A 15,816-nucleotide genomic window follows, 5' to 3' on the forward strand; every position below is an offset into this window, starting at 1 on the left:
TGTTTTTTTTTTTCAAGCAGAAGACGGCATACGAGATAAAGCGAAAGGTGGCGAGCCGCGCATTATATTGCTGAGCTTTCTCGGTGTGTTATTGCCTTCTGCTGTTTTGCTAACCTTACCTATGTTTTCGGTGACCGGTCTGTCGATTACCGATGCGCTATTTACTGCGACTTCTGCCATCAGTGTGACGGGGCTTGGGGTCGTTGATACGGGGCAACACTTCACCTTGGCCGGTAAGATTTTGCTGATGTGCTTGATGCAAATCGGTGGGCTAGGGCAAATGACGTTATCTGCGGTATTGCTTTATATGTTTGGTGTTCGCCTTAGCTTGCGCCAACAAGCCTTGGCAAAAGATGCCTTAGGACAAGACCGTCAGGTTAACTTGCGTAAGCTGGTTAAGAAAATCGTGGTGTTTGCCCTGATCGCAGAAACGATAGGTTTTATTTTCCTTTCTTTCCGTTGGGTGCCTGAAATGGGTTGGCAAACGGGGATGTTCTACGCACTGTTCCATTCTATCTCTGCGTTCAACAACGCCGGATTTGCATTGTTCTCAGATAGCATGATGAGCTTTGTGAATGACCCAGTGGTGATCTTTACGTTGGCGGCATTGTTCATATTCGGTGGTTTGGGTTTCACTGTTATTGGTGACTTGTGGTTGCATTGGCGAAAAGGTTTTCACTTTTTGCACTTGCATACCAAGATCATGTTGATTGCGACCCCCGTATTGCTTGCCGTTGGGACCATCATGTTCTGGTTATTGGAAAGACACAATCCGAACACAATGGAATCTTTGCCTGTAGCGGGGCAGTGGTTAGCGGCGTTCTTCCAATCTGCCAGCGCACGTACAGCGGGTTTTAATAGTGTCGATCTAGCACAATTTACTCAACCAGCTTTGCTGGTGATGATTGTATTGATGCTTATCGGTGCAGGTTCTACCTCAACCGGCGGTGGTATTAAGGTGTCTACTTTTGCTGTCGCGTTTATGGCGACATGGGCGTTCCTTCGTCAGAAAAAGCATGTCGTCATTTTCAAACGTACCGTCAATTGGCAAACCGTTACTAAGTCGCTTGCGATTATTGTTGTGAGCGGGGCTATTCTCACGACGGCAATGTTTTTGCTCATGCTCACCGAGAAAGCCGACTTTGATAAGGTGATGTTCGAGACGATTTCTGCTTTTGCGACTGTTGGATTAACTGCTGGTTTGACGGCTGATCTTTCTGAACCAGGCAAGTACATCATGATAGTAGTGATGATCATTGGTCGTATTGGTCCACTGACACTGGCTTATATGCTAGCGCGTCCAGAACCAACGCTAATCAAATACCCAGAAGACAATGTCTTAACTGGTTAGTAATAGATCTGTTATCAGCAAACGATTACGCGAGTATGGCGGTTTAACTGCGCTCGCGTTTTTTATAAATACGCTGCAGAAATGAGAATAATTTCGATTTATTTGCATTAGTAGTATTTCAATCCTTAACGATTTCTGTACTATCCCATAGTTCTTTCATATACAACTTGTTGTTTTATTTGCGTATGGAATGCGTAATTCGCGCATCGAACTCATGGAGCCGTAGTTTGAAGTTCAAGACACTAGCACTCACCATGCTGGCCGCTTTCGTATCTGGTCAAAGCATGGCAACCACCCCTCCTTCCCCCAATTGGCGAGTAGTCGCCCTAAGCGATGGTACTTCTAGTGATGTGATTCTGCGTGGTAGCGCAAGTTTTCACTGGCACGAAGATAAACAAGGTAATGCGCTGATCAAACAGGGTGAGACTTGGTTTTACGCCCAAATTGAACGTAAATCCGATCGCCCTATTTTGGTTTCAACGGGTGTTGAAAAGACACAAGCAGCCACTGCACCTGCCATTGCAAAAAATCGCCCAAGCGTCTTGCTCAAGCAGTCGATGTCTTCATTGAAAGGCATAGAACCAAGAGCGCGCGCCAATATGATGCGCCAAGCTCAGGGAATTCAAGCGATGAGTGGGGCGAGTGTTAAGCAGCAACCACTATTGGTTGTCGAAGTGTCCTTTAATGATCAAGCGATGGTGCATGATTTCCAACCTTTGGTGTTTGGTGAAAATCGTCAAAGTGTGGTGGATTACTACGACAAGAACTCGAAAGGGCAATATCGTGTTGTTCCAGCCGTTGAAACATACGGGACGGAAAATGATGGCGTGATCGGTGTTAGCGTTGACCAAAACCACCCAGATTGTAACAGCAGTTTTGGTGGTGATGCGTGTGATGTAGAGACCAAGGCCGTTTTTGCGGAGGCCTATCAAAAATTGGACCCGTACTTAAACTTGGCCCAATACGATGTCAATGACAACGGGCGTATTGACCCGACAGAACTGTCAGTGATGTTTATTTTTGCTGGTGGTGACCGTTCGACAGACTATCTTGATCGTCCATCAATTTGGCCGCACAAATTCTCTCATGATGATGTAACCATCGACGGTAAAACGATCACAGAGTATTGCGTGTTTGCTGATTTCCAAGTGACGCACCAATCGACATTGGGAGTGATCGTTCACGAACTTGGTCATCTTATGCTTGGTTTACCGGACCTATACTCCTACAACGGTTTGGCCTCTATTGGTCAGTGGGGAGTGATGGGCGCTGGTTCATGGGCGATGAAACCAGGGGACAGCTATGCTGGCGATACCCCCGTTAATATGAGTGCGTGGAGCAAGCATGCCGCTGGGTTTGTCGTACCAGAAATCGCCCAAACGGACGAATCTTCCTCGGTATCGAATGGCGAGGTAGAGCTGGTTTACCTTGATCCTTACTTAAAAGAACATGGCCCTCGCGTTTACCTTGAAAATCGTACCCATGTTGATTACGACCGTGCATTGGCAGGAGAAGGTGTTCTCGCTACGTCGGTGAATATCTTGAATCCTTTCAATGGTGCTGGCGATATGCAGGTGCAAATCATGCAAGCCGATGGTGAGCGTGAGCTTGAGTGGGGATTCCCAAGTGACAGTGGCGATTTGTACCCAAATGGTGCTACGGCTATCTCTGATTTCTCTATTCCTAGCTTGAGTAGTATTACGGGATACAACACCGACGTCACTATTTCGAATATTACGAGTAACCCCAGTAGCGCGACCTTCTCATTAACGATGCCAAATGAGCCAAATAAATCGGCTTGGAAAAATTCGTTCTATCAAGGCTATGTGATGTCGGGAACGGATAACGCGTTGGGCATTTCTATTGACCTCAAAGCCGCATCGCAACTTGATGGCCTTCAGGTTTACGCCACGTTAGACAGCTTTGAGAATTCGATGAATTATAAGGTGTGGCGTTTTCCATCAACAGGTTTAGAAACTTACAGCCTGTGGTTAGAGGAAAGTGAAGCTCAGTTGCTACAAGAAGGTTCTTTGCAAGGTTCCTCACGTATTCTTTTTGATCAACCTAGTCAGCTAAGTGCGGGTCATCACTTGCTAGTCGTTGAGCTTGAAGGTGGGCGTTTTGAAACTAATTTTAATTTTGAAAGTGCGTTAGCGACAGAATTGCAATCTCAACCAACGATGTGGGCTGGTCGCAGCAACGCGATTTACGCAAATGGTTTAACGAGACAAAGCTTTTCTTTCATTCCTTTCGCCGCCTTATTTGATATCGACACAAACAGCCTTGTTGAAGCAAAAGCCGATATCATTGAAACCGATAAGAATGTTTCTGTTGATCTGAACTTAATGGACAATGACTTTGTTGCTCCAGGTTATCAATTTAATGTTGAATACACGCAGCAACCGACACATGGATCTATTAGTGGGAATAAATACCAACCACAAATGGGCTTTGTAGGGACAGATCGTTTCCAATATCGTCTTGTTTCTTCTGATGGTGCATTGAGCTCGGCATCAGTCACCGTTCAAGTGACAGTGAATGGTCAAAATGAAGCGCCAACCGCGAGTATTGACGTTGATACCAGCAGCATGAGTGTTGATGGCAAAGGAAGCTTATCAGCGGCATCGAGTACGGACCCAGATGGTGATACGCTTGGATATACGTGGGTACAAACCTCCGGTACGGCAGCAACATTGACGAATACAAGCAGCGCAGACGCAAGTTTTAGTGTCGTTCAAGGTACGAAAGCCGGTGAGGTTCTAACGTTCCAAGTGACGGTCACCGATCCAAGCGGATTGTCTTCAAGTGCAACAGTCGATGTTGAAGTTGAGAATACTGCGCCGGTGACGCAACCAGACTCTGCCAGTGTTGAAGCGGGTAAGAGTATTGTGATTGATGTGTTGAGTAATGATTCGGATTTCAATGAAGACACACTCATATTGCAAAGTGTAAATAACTTGTCTGGAGACGGCTCTGCGAGTGTCCTTAACGGTAAAGTCGAATATCAAGCACCAGATGATGAAGTCGCGAACGTTCAGTTGGAATACACTGTTTCTGATGGCATGGGTGGTACTACCAAAGGATCCATCAATGTTTCCGTCGTGGCTTCAGTTAAGAGTGTCGATTTCAAAAAATCTGACAGTGGCGGTAGTGTCTCTTATTGGGCATTAATGTTACTGGCGCTACTTGGTTGGCGTCGCCGTACTTAATTGATGTTTCAAAGCCACTCTTTTGAGTGGCTTTTTTCTGTTCATTCTTATTCCAACAATGTACTCATCGAACTTTTTACTATGAGATGAGTTTCACCTTTATTTTTGTACGCCTTCTATTCTTGAGGCGTAATCTATGGCTAGATATTTATAAAAGTAAGGATATTTTTATGTCTGATAATCGGTTTTCTGTTGCGGCTCTTTGCCAAGAAGCAGTAGTAATGGTCAGAGCAAACCTGCTCGCGATAGTTGTCGCTTGTATTCCTTTGATCGTGGTTCACACGATCTTTATTACCCAATACCAAGAAGCCCTAGTTCAAGGATCGCAAGAGCCTGACTTTTCTAACTTTGGTGCTGGTTTCTTTATTACGACTTTCCTTTTGTACCCGCTAGTTGCGGCAATGGCGGCGGTTCGCATCCACCGTATTTATCTTGCTCATGAATACATGCGTTCTGTTCTCGATGTGATGCGCTTATCCATGCGAGAGTTACGGTTTATTGGCTGGTGGATTTTGTTCGGTTTATCAATGGGCTTGATCATCGCGTTACCAATATTTCTCGTGACGTTTTTTATCGTCTTTGAAGGCGGAGAGATCAGTGAGTTCACAATGAACCTTGTTACCTTGCTGCTGAGTGTTCCGGGATACTGGGTTCTTTCCCGTTGGTCCTTAGTGTTACCTGCAACGGCGTTAGATCGTGAACCGAGAAGCCTTGGTAATGCATGGCGACAAAGTCGTCCTTTCAACAAGCAGATTTTTATTTTGATGGGGCTAATTCCTTTGGTTGTGGGATCGGTTAGTCAATTTGTGTTCGCTGAGTTCACCCATCTTTTCGCATTGGTCGTATCTGGCGTTATTTTCGGTATTTTTGGAGCCTTCCAAATCGCACTTCTATCTTTGAGTTATCGAACGATTCTGGATATCGAACGCGCTCAGTTTAAGGGTGTTCCAGACTCTCAGAGCGATGCTTACGAGTTTCGAGGGTAAGTCATCATGGCAGCCCCGTTAACGATGCTGTAAAGCGGGGCCGCTTCTTTTTACTCCTTTCGCTAAAGTGGTTTCTTTGATCTGCTCTTTCTGAAATACCCATGAATAATTCGTGGCTGAAAGCTATGGCATACAGGGCGTATACTTTCTAACAGGAAGCCGTATTTGAGGAACCATCATGCCTATCTTAGAAGGTGTCAATTTCACCCATCGATTTAGTGAACTACCATCTGCGTTTTTCACCTATGTTACTCCGCAGCTCTTAGACAATACGCGTTGGGTAGTGTGGAATGGCGAGTTTGCTCAACAGTTTGGTTTACCAGTGAAAGAGAGTGACGAGCTTTTGAAGGTATTTTCTGGGCAAACGGATTTTTTGCCTTTCGCGCCTTTAGCAATGAAGTACGCAGGTCATCAGTTTGGGGTTTATAACCCAGACTTGGGGGACGGTCGCGGCTTGTTGTTCGCTGAAATGCAGCACAATGATGGCACTTGGTTTGATATTCACCTCAAAGGAGCAGGGCTTACCCCGTACTCGCGAATGGGGGATGGCCGAGCGGTACTACGTTCTACTATTCGTGAATATCTGTGCAGTGAGGCGATGGCTGGGTTAGGCATTCCGACCACCAGAGCACTGGGTATGATGGACAGCGATACCCCCGTTTATCGCGAGAAGATGGAATATGGTGCGTTGTTGATTCGCGTAGCAGAAACGCACATCCGTTTTGGTCACTTCGAGCACTTCTTTTATACCAATCAACTTGCTGAGCAAAAGCTGCTCGCTGACAAAGTGATTGAATGGCACTTCCCTGCGTGCTCCCAAACGGAGAAGCCATACGCAGCTATGTTCGAGTCTATTGTGGAGAAAACCGCAGAGCTGATTGCCTACTGGCAAGCTTACGGTTTTGCGCATGGCGTGATGAACACCGATAACATGTCGATACTCGGACAAACGTTCGACTATGGCCCGTTTGGCTTCCTCGACGATTATGATCCAAATTACATTTGTAACCATTCAGACTACCAAGGTCGTTATGCGTTTGAGCAGCAGCCACGCATCGCGCTGTGGAACTTATCTGCCTTAGCGCATGCATTATCGCCGTTGGTGGTGCGAGAAGATCTTGAAGCGGCGCTTGGTAAATTTGAAGTTCGCCTGAGCCAGCAATTCAGTGCACTGATGCGAGCCAAACTCGGTCTCCATACTAAGGTGGACGAAGATGGACGTTTGTTCGAAGCTATGTTTGAGCTGTTGAACCAAAACAAAGCTGACTACACTCGCTTCTTCCGTGAGTTGTCTAATCTCGATGTTAAGTCGCCTCAAGCTGTGATCGATTTGTTCCTTGATCGCGAAGCCGCTAATGCATGGGTGGATTTGTATCTTGCTCGCTGCGAATTAGAGGTTGATGAACGAGGTGAATGTGTTAACGCAGCCACACGATGTGGACGCATGCGTCAAGTGAATCCGAAATACATCTTACGTAACTACCTTGCGCAGCTTGCCATTGATAAGGCAGAGGAGGGAGATTTCAGTGAAGTAAATCGTCTCGCTGAGTTGCTAAAGCACCCATTTGATGAACAGCCAGATTTTGATGGTTATGCCAAGTTACCTCCTGAGTGGGGTAAGACGATGGAAATCAGCTGCTCTTCCTAAAATGTGTCATTTCCCACCCATAGAGCTTGTTCTCGTGGGTGGATTTAACCCTTTATCTTCACCATTGATTATTCTTTGTTATTTAAATATCTGAATAATAAAGAATAATTAACTTGGTCTGCAACTTGCTCCTTGTTGAACATCCGTACCCATCACCCTCCACCCATTTAGGTACTCATGGAAAGGATGGGATGTGATTCAACAAGGAGAATAATAATGTTTAAACCTCTAACCCTTCTGTCTGTCTCTGCTCTTGCTGTCACTAGTTTTAACGCTGCCGCAAATTGTGACCCTGGTGAAACCGTCATCAAGTTCAGCCACGTAACTAACACTGATAAACACCCGAAAGGCATTGCAGCTTCGCTGCTAGAAAAGCGCGTGAACGAAGAGATGAACGGCAAAGTCTGTATGCAGGTTTTCCCTAACTCGACACTGTACGATGATAACAAGGTGCTTGAAGCGCTCCTTAACGGTGATGTTCAACTCGCTGCCCCCTCTCTTTCAAAGTTTGAGAAATTCACCAAAAAGTACCGCATCTTTGACCTTCCTTTCCTATTCGAAGACGTGGCGGCTGTTGACCGTTTCCAAAACTCAGAATCTGGCGAGAAGCTAAAGAACGCAATGAAGCGTCGTGGCTTACAAGGTCTCGCTTTCTGGCACAACGGTATGAAGCAGATGTCTGCCAACAAGCCATTAATGCTGCCAAGCGATGCCGAGGGGCTGAAGTTCCGCGTGCAAGCATCCGACGTTTTGGTCGCTCAGTTCGAGCAACTTGGTGCGAACCCGCAAAAAATGTCATTTAAAGAAGTGTACGGCGGTCTTCAAACCAAAGTTATAGATGGTCAAGAAAATACGTGGTCGAACATTTACGGTAAGAAGTTCTTCGAAGTACAAGATGGCATCACTGAAACCAACCACGGCATTCTGGATTACCTTGTTGTAACGTCAAACGACTTCTGGAAAAAACTCCCAGATGATCAACGCGAGCAGCTCAATACCATCATTCAAGAGGTAACGACTCAGCGCAATGCAGAATCGACACAAGTTAACCTTGCGAATAAGAACAACATCATTGAAGCGGGTGGGGTAGTTCGAACTCTAACGCCTGAGCAACGCCAAGAATGGGTGACTGCACTTCAACCTGTGTGGAAAAAGTTTGAGAAAGACATCGGTACCGATCTTATTGATGCCGCAATAGCGTCTAACCAACAATAAATATTACACGAGCACTACGATTGGCCCTCATGTACTCAGCGTTCTGAGGAAGAGGGCCCTTTTCTCCCAATAATGATGTGATGTAATTATGGAACAGACTTTTTTTGCCAAGGCAGGGCGAATCACTGACGCCTTAGAAGAAACGCTGATTGCATTTTTTCTCGGTGCAATGACGTTGCTGACGTTTGCCAATGTGATTTTTCGCTATGTCTTTAACGACAATATACTTTGGGCGCTGGAGCTGACCGTATTCATGTTCGCGTGGATGGTGTTGGTTGGTGCGTCTTATGGAGTAAAGAAACATTTTCACATTGGTGTCGATGTCATCATCAATATGGTTTCTGAGCCTAAACGTAAAATACTCGCGTTGCTTGCCGCTGTTTGCTGCCTAGCGTTTTCGGTTCTACTACTGATTGGTTCTTGGAATTACTGGTACCCATTTGCGACGGAGCGTGCATGGTATGAGACGGATGACATTCCAATGCCAGAGATGTTTCAATTCTTGGCCGATTGGCTTAATGAAGGTGAACGCTACGAAAAGCTACCAAGATTTATTCCTTACTTTGCGCTGCCACTTGGTATGGCGCTGCTGACGTTCCGTTTTGTACAAATTACATGGCAAATTGCGACAGGTAAACTCGACCGTCTAATTGCAGGTCATGAAGCGGAAGAAGAGTTAGAAGCGTTAAAGGAAGAGCTGAGTGAAGCGGCGGATGCCATTCCAAATAGTTCTTCTTCATCAGATCGCAAGGAGCAATAAACCATGGATATTCTGTTTTTATTCTTGATGGTGATTGGCTTCATGCTGATTGGTGTGCCAATTGCTGTCTCGCTGGGCCTTTCTAGTATTCTGTTCTTATTGATGCACTCGGATGCGTCTTTGGCCTCTGTTGCTCAAACTCTGTTTAATGCGTTTGCTGGTCACTACACCCTTTTAGCGATTCCCTTCTTTATTTTAGCCTCAAGCTTTATGTCTACCGGTGGTGTAGCCAAACGTATTATCCGCTTCGCGATCGCCATTGTCGGCTGGTTCCGTGGTGGCTTAGCGATGGCGTCGGTTGTGGCGTGTATGATGTTTGCCGCGCTTTCGGGGTCATCTCCAGCAACGGTAGTCGCGATTGGTAGCATCGTTATCGCCGGTATGATCAAAAACGGCTACTCGAAGGAGTTTGCGGCGGGGGTTATCTGTAATGCGGGGACATTGGGCATTTTGATTCCACCTTCAATTGTGATGGTTGTGTATGCCGCTGCGACGGATGTATCGGTGGGGCGTATGTTTCTTGGCGGTGTGATACCGGGCTTGCTTGCGGGTGTGATGTTGATGATTGCTATCTACATCGCCGCGAGGATTAAGAACTTACCCAAACAACCTTTTGTTGGTTGGAAGGAAACGTTCGCTGCCGCCAAAGACGCCAGTTGGGGATTGTTGTTGGTGGTGATCATTCTTGGTGGTATTTACGGTGGTATCTTCACGCCAACAGAAGCCGCGGCGGTGGCAGCAGTTTATTCGTTTTTGATTGCCAACTTTATCTATAAAGACATGGGACCATTTGCGGATAAACATAATACCAAACCAGCGTTGGTGAAGATCTTCCAAACGTTTGTCCATAAAGACACCAAGCACACGCTCTATGAAGCCGGCAAACTGACCATCATGCTGTTGTTCATCATTGCCAATGCTTTGATTCTTAAACATGTACTGACGGAAGAACGCATCCCGCAAATGATCACTGAATCTATGCTGTCTGCGGGGCTCGGCCCGATCACCTTCTTAATTGTGGTCAACGTGTTGCTGCTGATTGGCGGTCAGTTTATGGAGCCTTCAGGGTTGTTGATTATCGTCGCACCTTTGGTTTTTCCAATTGCAATCGCACTAGGTATCGACCCTATTCACCTTGGTATTATGATGGTGGTGAATATGGAGATAGGCATGATAACGCCACCTGTGGGGCTTAATTTGTTTGTAACCGCCGGGGTAGCGAAAATGTCGATGATGAACGTGGTGAAAGCGGCTTTGCCTTGGGTGGCGGTGATGTTCTTATTCCTCATTATCGTAACGTATGTACCTTGGGTTTCGACTTGGCTACCAACCACGCTGATGGGACCAGAAATCATCATCAAGTAATGGTTTTTAGCCACAAAAGCAAAAGAGGTGTGACTGTTCACACCTCTTCGTTTATGGATTTATAGGATGGTCTTCTCGGATCGGGTTTGATCCTCCGCTCGTAGCCAAGCCACTTCTTTTTGTTTTTGCGCCTATCTTCGCCAGAACGCCTTTCTTCTTGATAATGCCCGTCGACCATTACTGTATCAGTGATCACCGGTATTTTAATTTTTTCTGTCATATCCGTATGAGCCATCTTTTCGTTGTTATAAAAAGTATGATTCAAGTTGGATATAACAACAAACCGCAAACTGCGTTTTATTTATATAGATCTTTATCTATCTGATAGCGTTGCATTTTGTCATACAGGGTTTTTCGAGGCACATTCAATTGTTCCATGGTTTGCTTAATACTGCCGCGGCTTTCTAGTAAAACACTCTCTATTGCTGCTTTCTCAAATTCTGCCACTTGTTCTGCAAGGCTTGATGCCGTCGTTGGATGAGAGGGTGTCTCTCCAAGTTGTATCAGTTTACCCAGTAAGACAAAGCGTTCGGCTGCGTTGCGCAGTTCACGAACATTACCGGGCCAATCATGGGCCATTAATTGAGCGAGATCTTGTGACGAAAGGCTAGGTGAGGTTTTACCATAACGTGATGCAGCGACTAACAGAAAGTGGTGGAACAGCGCAGGAATGTCCTCTTTTCGTTCGCGCATGGGTGGTAAGTCGAGCGTGACTACATTGAGACGATAATACAGGTCTTGTCTAAAGTAGCCTTCTTCAGCGGCTTGCTTTAAGTCGACCTTAGTTGCGGCAATGACTCTGATGTCCAATGGCAGTAATTCATTTGATCCTACTCGTTCAATCACTCTTTCTTGAAGAACACGTAGTAATCGAATTTGTGCCTGAATTGGCATAGATTCGATTTCATCTAAAAACAGAGTGCCGCCCTGAGCGAATTCAAATTTGCCGATACGACGGGTTTCTGCTCCGGTAAATGCGCCTTTTTCGTGACCGTACAACTCGCTCTCAATTAGGTTTTCCGGTACTGCGCCGCAATTTACTGCGACAAAGTTTTGATTGCGGCGAGCACTTTGCTCATGCAGCGAACGAGCAATCAGTTCTTTGCCTGTTCCTGTTTCGCCAAATAGTAAAATATCGGCGTTCGTATCCGCGATGTGACTGATGGTTTCGCGCAGCATTTGGATGCTAGGAGTTTCGCCGATAATTCTTGGCCCAAGGGTTTTGCTGGCTTTGAGTGACTGTCGCAGTTTTTCATTTTCGTCGGTGAGCTTTCGCTTCTCAATAGCCCGCTTAACGATTTCTACTAGATGCTCTGGCGCAAAAGGTTTCTCGATAAAATCGTAAGCGCCCTGATGGAGAGCTTGTACAGCCATGGATATATCGCCATGTCCGGTGATCATGATGACGGGGAGGTTTGCATCGCGCTGAGTGAGTGTGGTCAGCAAATCCATTCCGGAAATGCCCGGCAAACAGATATCAGTGACAACGACGCCAGCCTCTTCGCCTTGCTGCATCTCAATTAAAGCCGATTCTGCATCGGAGAAAAACTTGGCGTCAATATCGGCAAGTTCGAAGGTTTGTTCTATCGCCAGTCTGAGATCGGCTTCGTCATCAATAAAAAATACCTGACACATGGTCTCATCCTTCTATGGTTTGGCGTTTGGTGAAGCAATAGGTAAACAGAGTGAGAATCGAGCACCACCTTGTTTTCTATTCTGAGCACTCAATCTACCGTTCATCCCGGCTAAGATTTGTTGGGAGATTGAAAGCCCTAACCCCAAACCGTTTTGTTTGGTGGTCAAAAACGGTTCGCACAATTCTGAAAGTGTGAATGCACCCAAACCTGAGCCGTTGTCATCGACATGAACCCAGACAGTTTTCGTTGTCTCATCACGTTCCACAGACAACGCCACTCGTTTCTGCTCTTGGGCTTTCATTGCTTCAATCGCGTTGGTTAGCAGATTTACTAATACTTGCTCAAGCTGGATAGTATTGATGTACACATCGATATCATGCTCTGGAACATTCGTTTCTAATGTCACTCGCGCCGATTTGAACGCGGGCTTCATCAACTCTTGTGCCGACGCAACGACGGGTAATAGGCGGGTTTGAAGTAGTTCACTCCCACTGGTTTTCTTGGCAAAAGAACGCAATTGTTGGCTGATGTTTGCCATTCGGTCGGAGAGTGCGGAAATGCGGGTGAGGTTATCTTCAACTCGTTCCCATTTTTCTTTTTGAAGAAATAGCTTCCCGTTCTCAGCAAAACTGCGAATGGCGGCGAGCGGGTTATTAAGCTCATGGCTGATGCTTGCTGACATTTGCCCAAGTACCGCCAGTTTTGCGGCTTGTATCAACTCATCTTGCGTCAAGCGTAAGGTCTGCTCGGTTTCGGTACGCTGGGCAACTTCGGCTTGCAGCTCAGCGGTACGCGCCATGACTTGATATTCAAGTTTCTGATTGGCTTCTTGCTGAATTCGGTCAAGTTGACGATGACGCTGCTGGCGGTGATAAACCAGTTGGCCTAGAAGGAATAAAACGGTAAAAGCTAGAGTCAAAACGAGCAAATAGCCCATGGTGAACCAAACCACCGTTTGCTTAGGCGAGAGTACCCGGATCGTCAGTTTGAGTTCGTCAAGGGGCAGGGAAGAAATCACCAAGGTTCCTTTATTGTAAGGGTAGCCCTGCTTTACCTCAGAATGTTTCGGCAGCATGTCACCGACAAAACCAAGTGACTCAATATGAGTGTCTAAATACTGTCGGCTTGCCCAAACTTCGGCTTCTTTTATTTCATCAAGTGATTGTAGGCTTTTGAACAACCAGTCGTTACGGCTGCTCATAAACACTATGCCATTTGGGTCACTGGCGACGAAAACACTTTTAGGCTGCTGCCAATTGTCTTCTATCTTGTTCAAATCCATTTTGACCACCACGACACCAATTACGCCACCGGCATAGACGATGGGATAGGAATAGTAATAGCCGCGTTTACCCGAAGTGGAGCCGAGGGCGTAATATTCACTTCTCTCACCGACAATGGCTTGCTTGAAATAAGGGCGAAAAGCGAAGTTGCGCCCCACAAATGAACGCTCTTTGCGCCAATTACTGGCGGCGATCGTCGTCCCCCATTTGTCGATCAAATAGGTGTCTGCCGCTTCAATCACGTGATTAACCGATTCTAGATAGCGATTGGTGATTTCGAGCTGCGCACTGTTATTCGGGGTTAGTAGTGCTTGTACCAAAGGTTCATCTTTGGATAGTAAATGGGGAATGTGCGCGTATTTGTCTAATTTGTTTTGGATATGACTGGAAAAACGTTCCAGCTGAGACTGGTGTTTTTCGAGCAAAGATTGGTAGCTGTGACTCCAAACCCAATGCCCACCGATGAAAGCGCAAAGTAAATAGAAGGCAAAAAAAATCAGTAGAATACGGTTTTTCTGCGACATCATTACGCTCCTTGCCCCTTCCTTTGGTGACGTAAGAAAATGTTAATAGTTTGTAGTGATGAATAGGGATTTAGTTTTCAACTCTGTGGAGTAAAACAAGAGCAAGATCTCTTTTTAGGCTTTTCAATAAAAAAAGCAGTCGATTCTCTTGAAAAAGTCGCTATTGTCCCCATTCTAGATATGCTGGCTAAGGCGAAGCGATGCTAAAAGGGCATTTTTCGCAAAAATTGAGCCCGTATTCGAGAATTTAGCGCAGACAATGTCCACATAGTGGCTATTGGCTCGACAGGATTGCGACAGATCGCTAGAATGTCGCGTCTAAAAATTCTGTCCTGAGGCTAATAGGAGATACCTTTTGCGTTTGCGGAGGATATCACTGATTAGTCTGGTGTTGGTTTCCAGCATCGATACTCGGTTTTAACTTAGGTGTTCGGACAGAACACTACACAAGGATGAAGCGTGAACTCACAGAGTCTCGCTCATAAGCTCGGGAAGACCGAGCCACTTTAGAGGTTTATATATAATGCAAGTTACTGTTGAAACGCTAGAGGGCCTAGAGCGCCGTCTAAACATTACTGTTCCAGCTGCAAACATCGAAGACGCTGTAACAGCTGAACTACGCAACATCGCTAAAAACCGTCGTTTCGATGGTTTCCGTAAAGGTAAAGTGCCTCTAAAAATGGTTGCTAAGATGTACGGCAAAGCAGTACGTCAAGACGTTCTTGGTGAAGTTATGCAACGCCACTTCATCGAAGCGATCGTAAAAGAGAAAATCAACCCAGCAGGCGCTCCAACGTTCGCACCAGTTGAAAACAACGAAGGCGCTGACCTAGTTTTCGCTGCAACTTTCGAAGTTTACCCAGAAGTTGAGCTAAAAGGCCTAGACAGCATCACAGTTGAAAAACCAACAACTGAAGTTAACGATGCAGACGTAGAAGAGATGATCGAAACTCTACGTAAGCAACAAGCTACTTGGGCTGAAGTAGAAGAAGCTGCTGAAGCTGGTAAGCGTGTAAGCATCGACTTCGTTGGTTCTATCGATGGTGAAGAGTTCGAAGGCGGTAAAGCTGAGAACTTCCCACTAGAGATGGGCGCAGGTCGCATGATCCCAGGTTTCGAAGACGGTATCGAAGGTAAAACTAAAGGTATGGAATTCGAGATCGACGTAAACTTCCCAGAAGATTACCACGCTGAAAACCTAAAAGGTAAAGCTGCTAAGTTCGCAATCAAAGTGAACAAAGTTGAAGCTCGCGAACTACCAGAACTAAACGACGAATTCGTTTCTAAGTTCGGTGTTGCTGAAGGTGGCGTTGACGCACTTAAAGCTGAAGTTCGTAAGAACATGGAGCGCGAACTTAAGCAAGCTATTAAGAACCGCATCAAAGAGCAAGCTATCGACGGCCTAGTTGAGCAAAACGAAATCGACGTACCAGCTGCACTTATCGACCAAGAAATCCAAGTTCTACGTCAACAAGCTGCACAACGCTTCGGTGGTAACCCAGAAGCAGCTGCACAGCTTCCACGTGAACTGTTCGAAGAGCAAGCTAAGCGTCGCGTAGTTGTTGGTCTTCTACTAGGTGAAGTAATCAAGTCTGAAGAGCTAAAAGCTGACGACGAGAAAGTGAAGTCTCTTATCGAAGAGATGGCAACAGCTTACGAAGATCCAACAGAAGTTATTGCTTACTACGAGCAAAACGAGCAAATGATGAACAACATGCGTAACGTTGCTCTAGAAGAGCAAGCAATCGACGCGATCATCGCTAAAGCACAGGTTACTGAGAAAGAAGTAAGCTTCAACGAGCTACTTAACCAACAACAACCTGCTGCTTAATAAGCAA

11 protein-coding genes are annotated in these 15,816 nt (G+C 45.9%); 8 read left to right on the top strand and 3 right to left on the bottom strand.

Going from position 1 to position 15,816, the window contains the following annotated elements; all coding sequences use genetic code 11:
* The first annotated feature begins 28 nt into the window (after positions 1-28).
* The 7 genes from OQJ86_RS00005 (at position 29) to OQJ86_RS00035 (ending at position 10,534) form a co-directional block, all read left to right on the top strand.
* Entirely contained in the window at positions 29-1,351 is a 1,323-nt protein-coding gene (locus tag OQJ86_RS00005; protein WP_050568503.1) for a TrkH family potassium uptake protein, read from the top strand.
* 227 nt (positions 1,352-1,578) lie between these two features.
* Positions 1,579-4,560 (top strand): M6 family metalloprotease domain-containing protein, encoded by a 2,982-nt coding sequence (locus OQJ86_RS00010; RefSeq protein ID WP_265984888.1) that lies wholly within the window; start codon positions 1,579-1,581, stop codon positions 4,558-4,560.
* Positions 4,561-4,730: 170 nt separating this feature from the next.
* Positions 4,731-5,546 carry a sugar transporter gene (locus tag OQJ86_RS00015; RefSeq protein ID WP_104028845.1) on the top strand — a complete coding sequence of 272 codons (816 nt, stop codon included), beginning with the start codon at positions 4,731-4,733 and terminating at the stop codon, positions 5,544-5,546.
* Between the two features lie 178 nt (positions 5,547-5,724).
* Complete coding sequence (locus tag OQJ86_RS00020) at positions 5,725-7,194, top strand: protein adenylyltransferase SelO (RefSeq protein WP_265984892.1); 1,470 nt, start codon at positions 5,725-5,727, stop codon at positions 7,192-7,194.
* A gap of 216 nt (positions 7,195-7,410) precedes the next feature.
* Complete coding sequence (locus OQJ86_RS00025) at positions 7,411-8,409, top strand: TRAP transporter substrate-binding protein (protein ID WP_038865570.1); 999 nt, start codon at positions 7,411-7,413, stop codon at positions 8,407-8,409.
* 88 nt (positions 8,410-8,497) lie between these two features.
* Positions 8,498-9,169, top strand: a complete 672-nt coding sequence (locus OQJ86_RS00030; RefSeq protein WP_038865567.1) for a TRAP transporter small permease — start codon at positions 8,498-8,500, stop codon at positions 9,167-9,169.
* Between the two features lie 3 nt (positions 9,170-9,172).
* Positions 9,173-10,534, top strand: coding sequence for a TRAP transporter large permease (locus tag OQJ86_RS00035; RefSeq protein WP_265984899.1), 1,362 nt, complete (start codon positions 9,173-9,175; stop codon positions 10,532-10,534).
* Positions 10,535-10,571: 37 nt separating this feature from the next.
* On the opposite strand, the gene OQJ86_RS00040 is transcribed toward OQJ86_RS00035, so the two are convergent.
* The 3 genes from OQJ86_RS00040 to OQJ86_RS00050 form a co-directional block, all read right to left on the bottom strand.
* Positions 10,572-10,754, bottom strand: coding sequence for a hypothetical protein (locus OQJ86_RS00040; RefSeq protein ID WP_038865757.1), 183 nt, complete (start codon positions 10,752-10,754; stop codon positions 10,572-10,574).
* Between the two features lie 77 nt (positions 10,755-10,831).
* Complete coding sequence (locus OQJ86_RS00045; protein WP_265984904.1) at positions 10,832-12,169, bottom strand: sigma-54-dependent transcriptional regulator; 1,338 nt, start codon at positions 12,167-12,169, stop codon at positions 10,832-10,834.
* Positions 12,170-12,181: 12 nt separating this feature from the next.
* Entirely contained in the window at positions 12,182-13,978 is a 1,797-nt protein-coding gene (locus OQJ86_RS00050) for a sensor histidine kinase (RefSeq protein ID WP_265984906.1), read from the bottom strand.
* 523 nt (positions 13,979-14,501) lie between these two features.
* On the opposite strand from OQJ86_RS00050, the gene tig reads away from it, so the two are divergent.
* Positions 14,502-15,809: a trigger factor gene (gene tig, locus OQJ86_RS00055; protein ID WP_038865559.1), complete on the top strand. Its 1,308-nt coding sequence runs from the start codon at positions 14,502-14,504 to the stop codon at positions 15,807-15,809.
* Positions 15,810-15,816 lie beyond the last annotated feature (7 nt).

Origin of the sequence: Vibrio sp. Sgm 5 (assembly GCF_026241575.1) — a bacterium.
GTDB classification, from domain to species: domain Bacteria; phylum Pseudomonadota; class Gammaproteobacteria; order Enterobacterales; family Vibrionaceae; genus Vibrio; species Vibrio jasicida.

Excerpts from the sequence above, each read along its gene's own strand:
- OQJ86_RS00015 (WP_104028845.1), top strand. The coding sequence starts at position 4,731 with ATGTCTGATAATCGGTTTTCTGTTGCGGCTCTTTGCCAAGAAGCAGTA.
- OQJ86_RS00020 (WP_265984892.1), top strand. The coding sequence starts at position 5,725 with ATGCCTATCTTAGAAGGTGTCAATTTCACCCATCGATTTAGTGAACTA.
- OQJ86_RS00025 (WP_038865570.1), top strand. The coding sequence starts at position 7,411 with ATGTTTAAACCTCTAACCCTTCTGTCTGTCTCTGCTCTTGCTGTCACT.
- OQJ86_RS00030 (WP_038865567.1), top strand. The coding sequence starts at position 8,498 with ATGGAACAGACTTTTTTTGCCAAGGCAGGGCGAATCACTGACGCCTTA.
- OQJ86_RS00035 (WP_265984899.1), top strand. The coding sequence starts at position 9,173 with ATGGATATTCTGTTTTTATTCTTGATGGTGATTGGCTTCATGCTGATT.
- OQJ86_RS00040 (WP_038865757.1), bottom strand. The coding sequence starts at position 10,754 with ATGACAGAAAAAATTAAAATACCGGTGATCACTGATACAGTAATGGTC.
- OQJ86_RS00045 (WP_265984904.1), bottom strand. The coding sequence starts at position 12,169 with ATGTGTCAGGTATTTTTTATTGATGACGAAGCCGATCTCAGACTGGCG.
- OQJ86_RS00050 (WP_265984906.1), bottom strand. The coding sequence starts at position 13,978 with ATGTCGCAGAAAAACCGTATTCTACTGATTTTTTTTGCCTTCTATTTA.
- tig (WP_038865559.1), top strand. The coding sequence starts at position 14,502 with ATGCAAGTTACTGTTGAAACGCTAGAGGGCCTAGAGCGCCGTCTAAAC.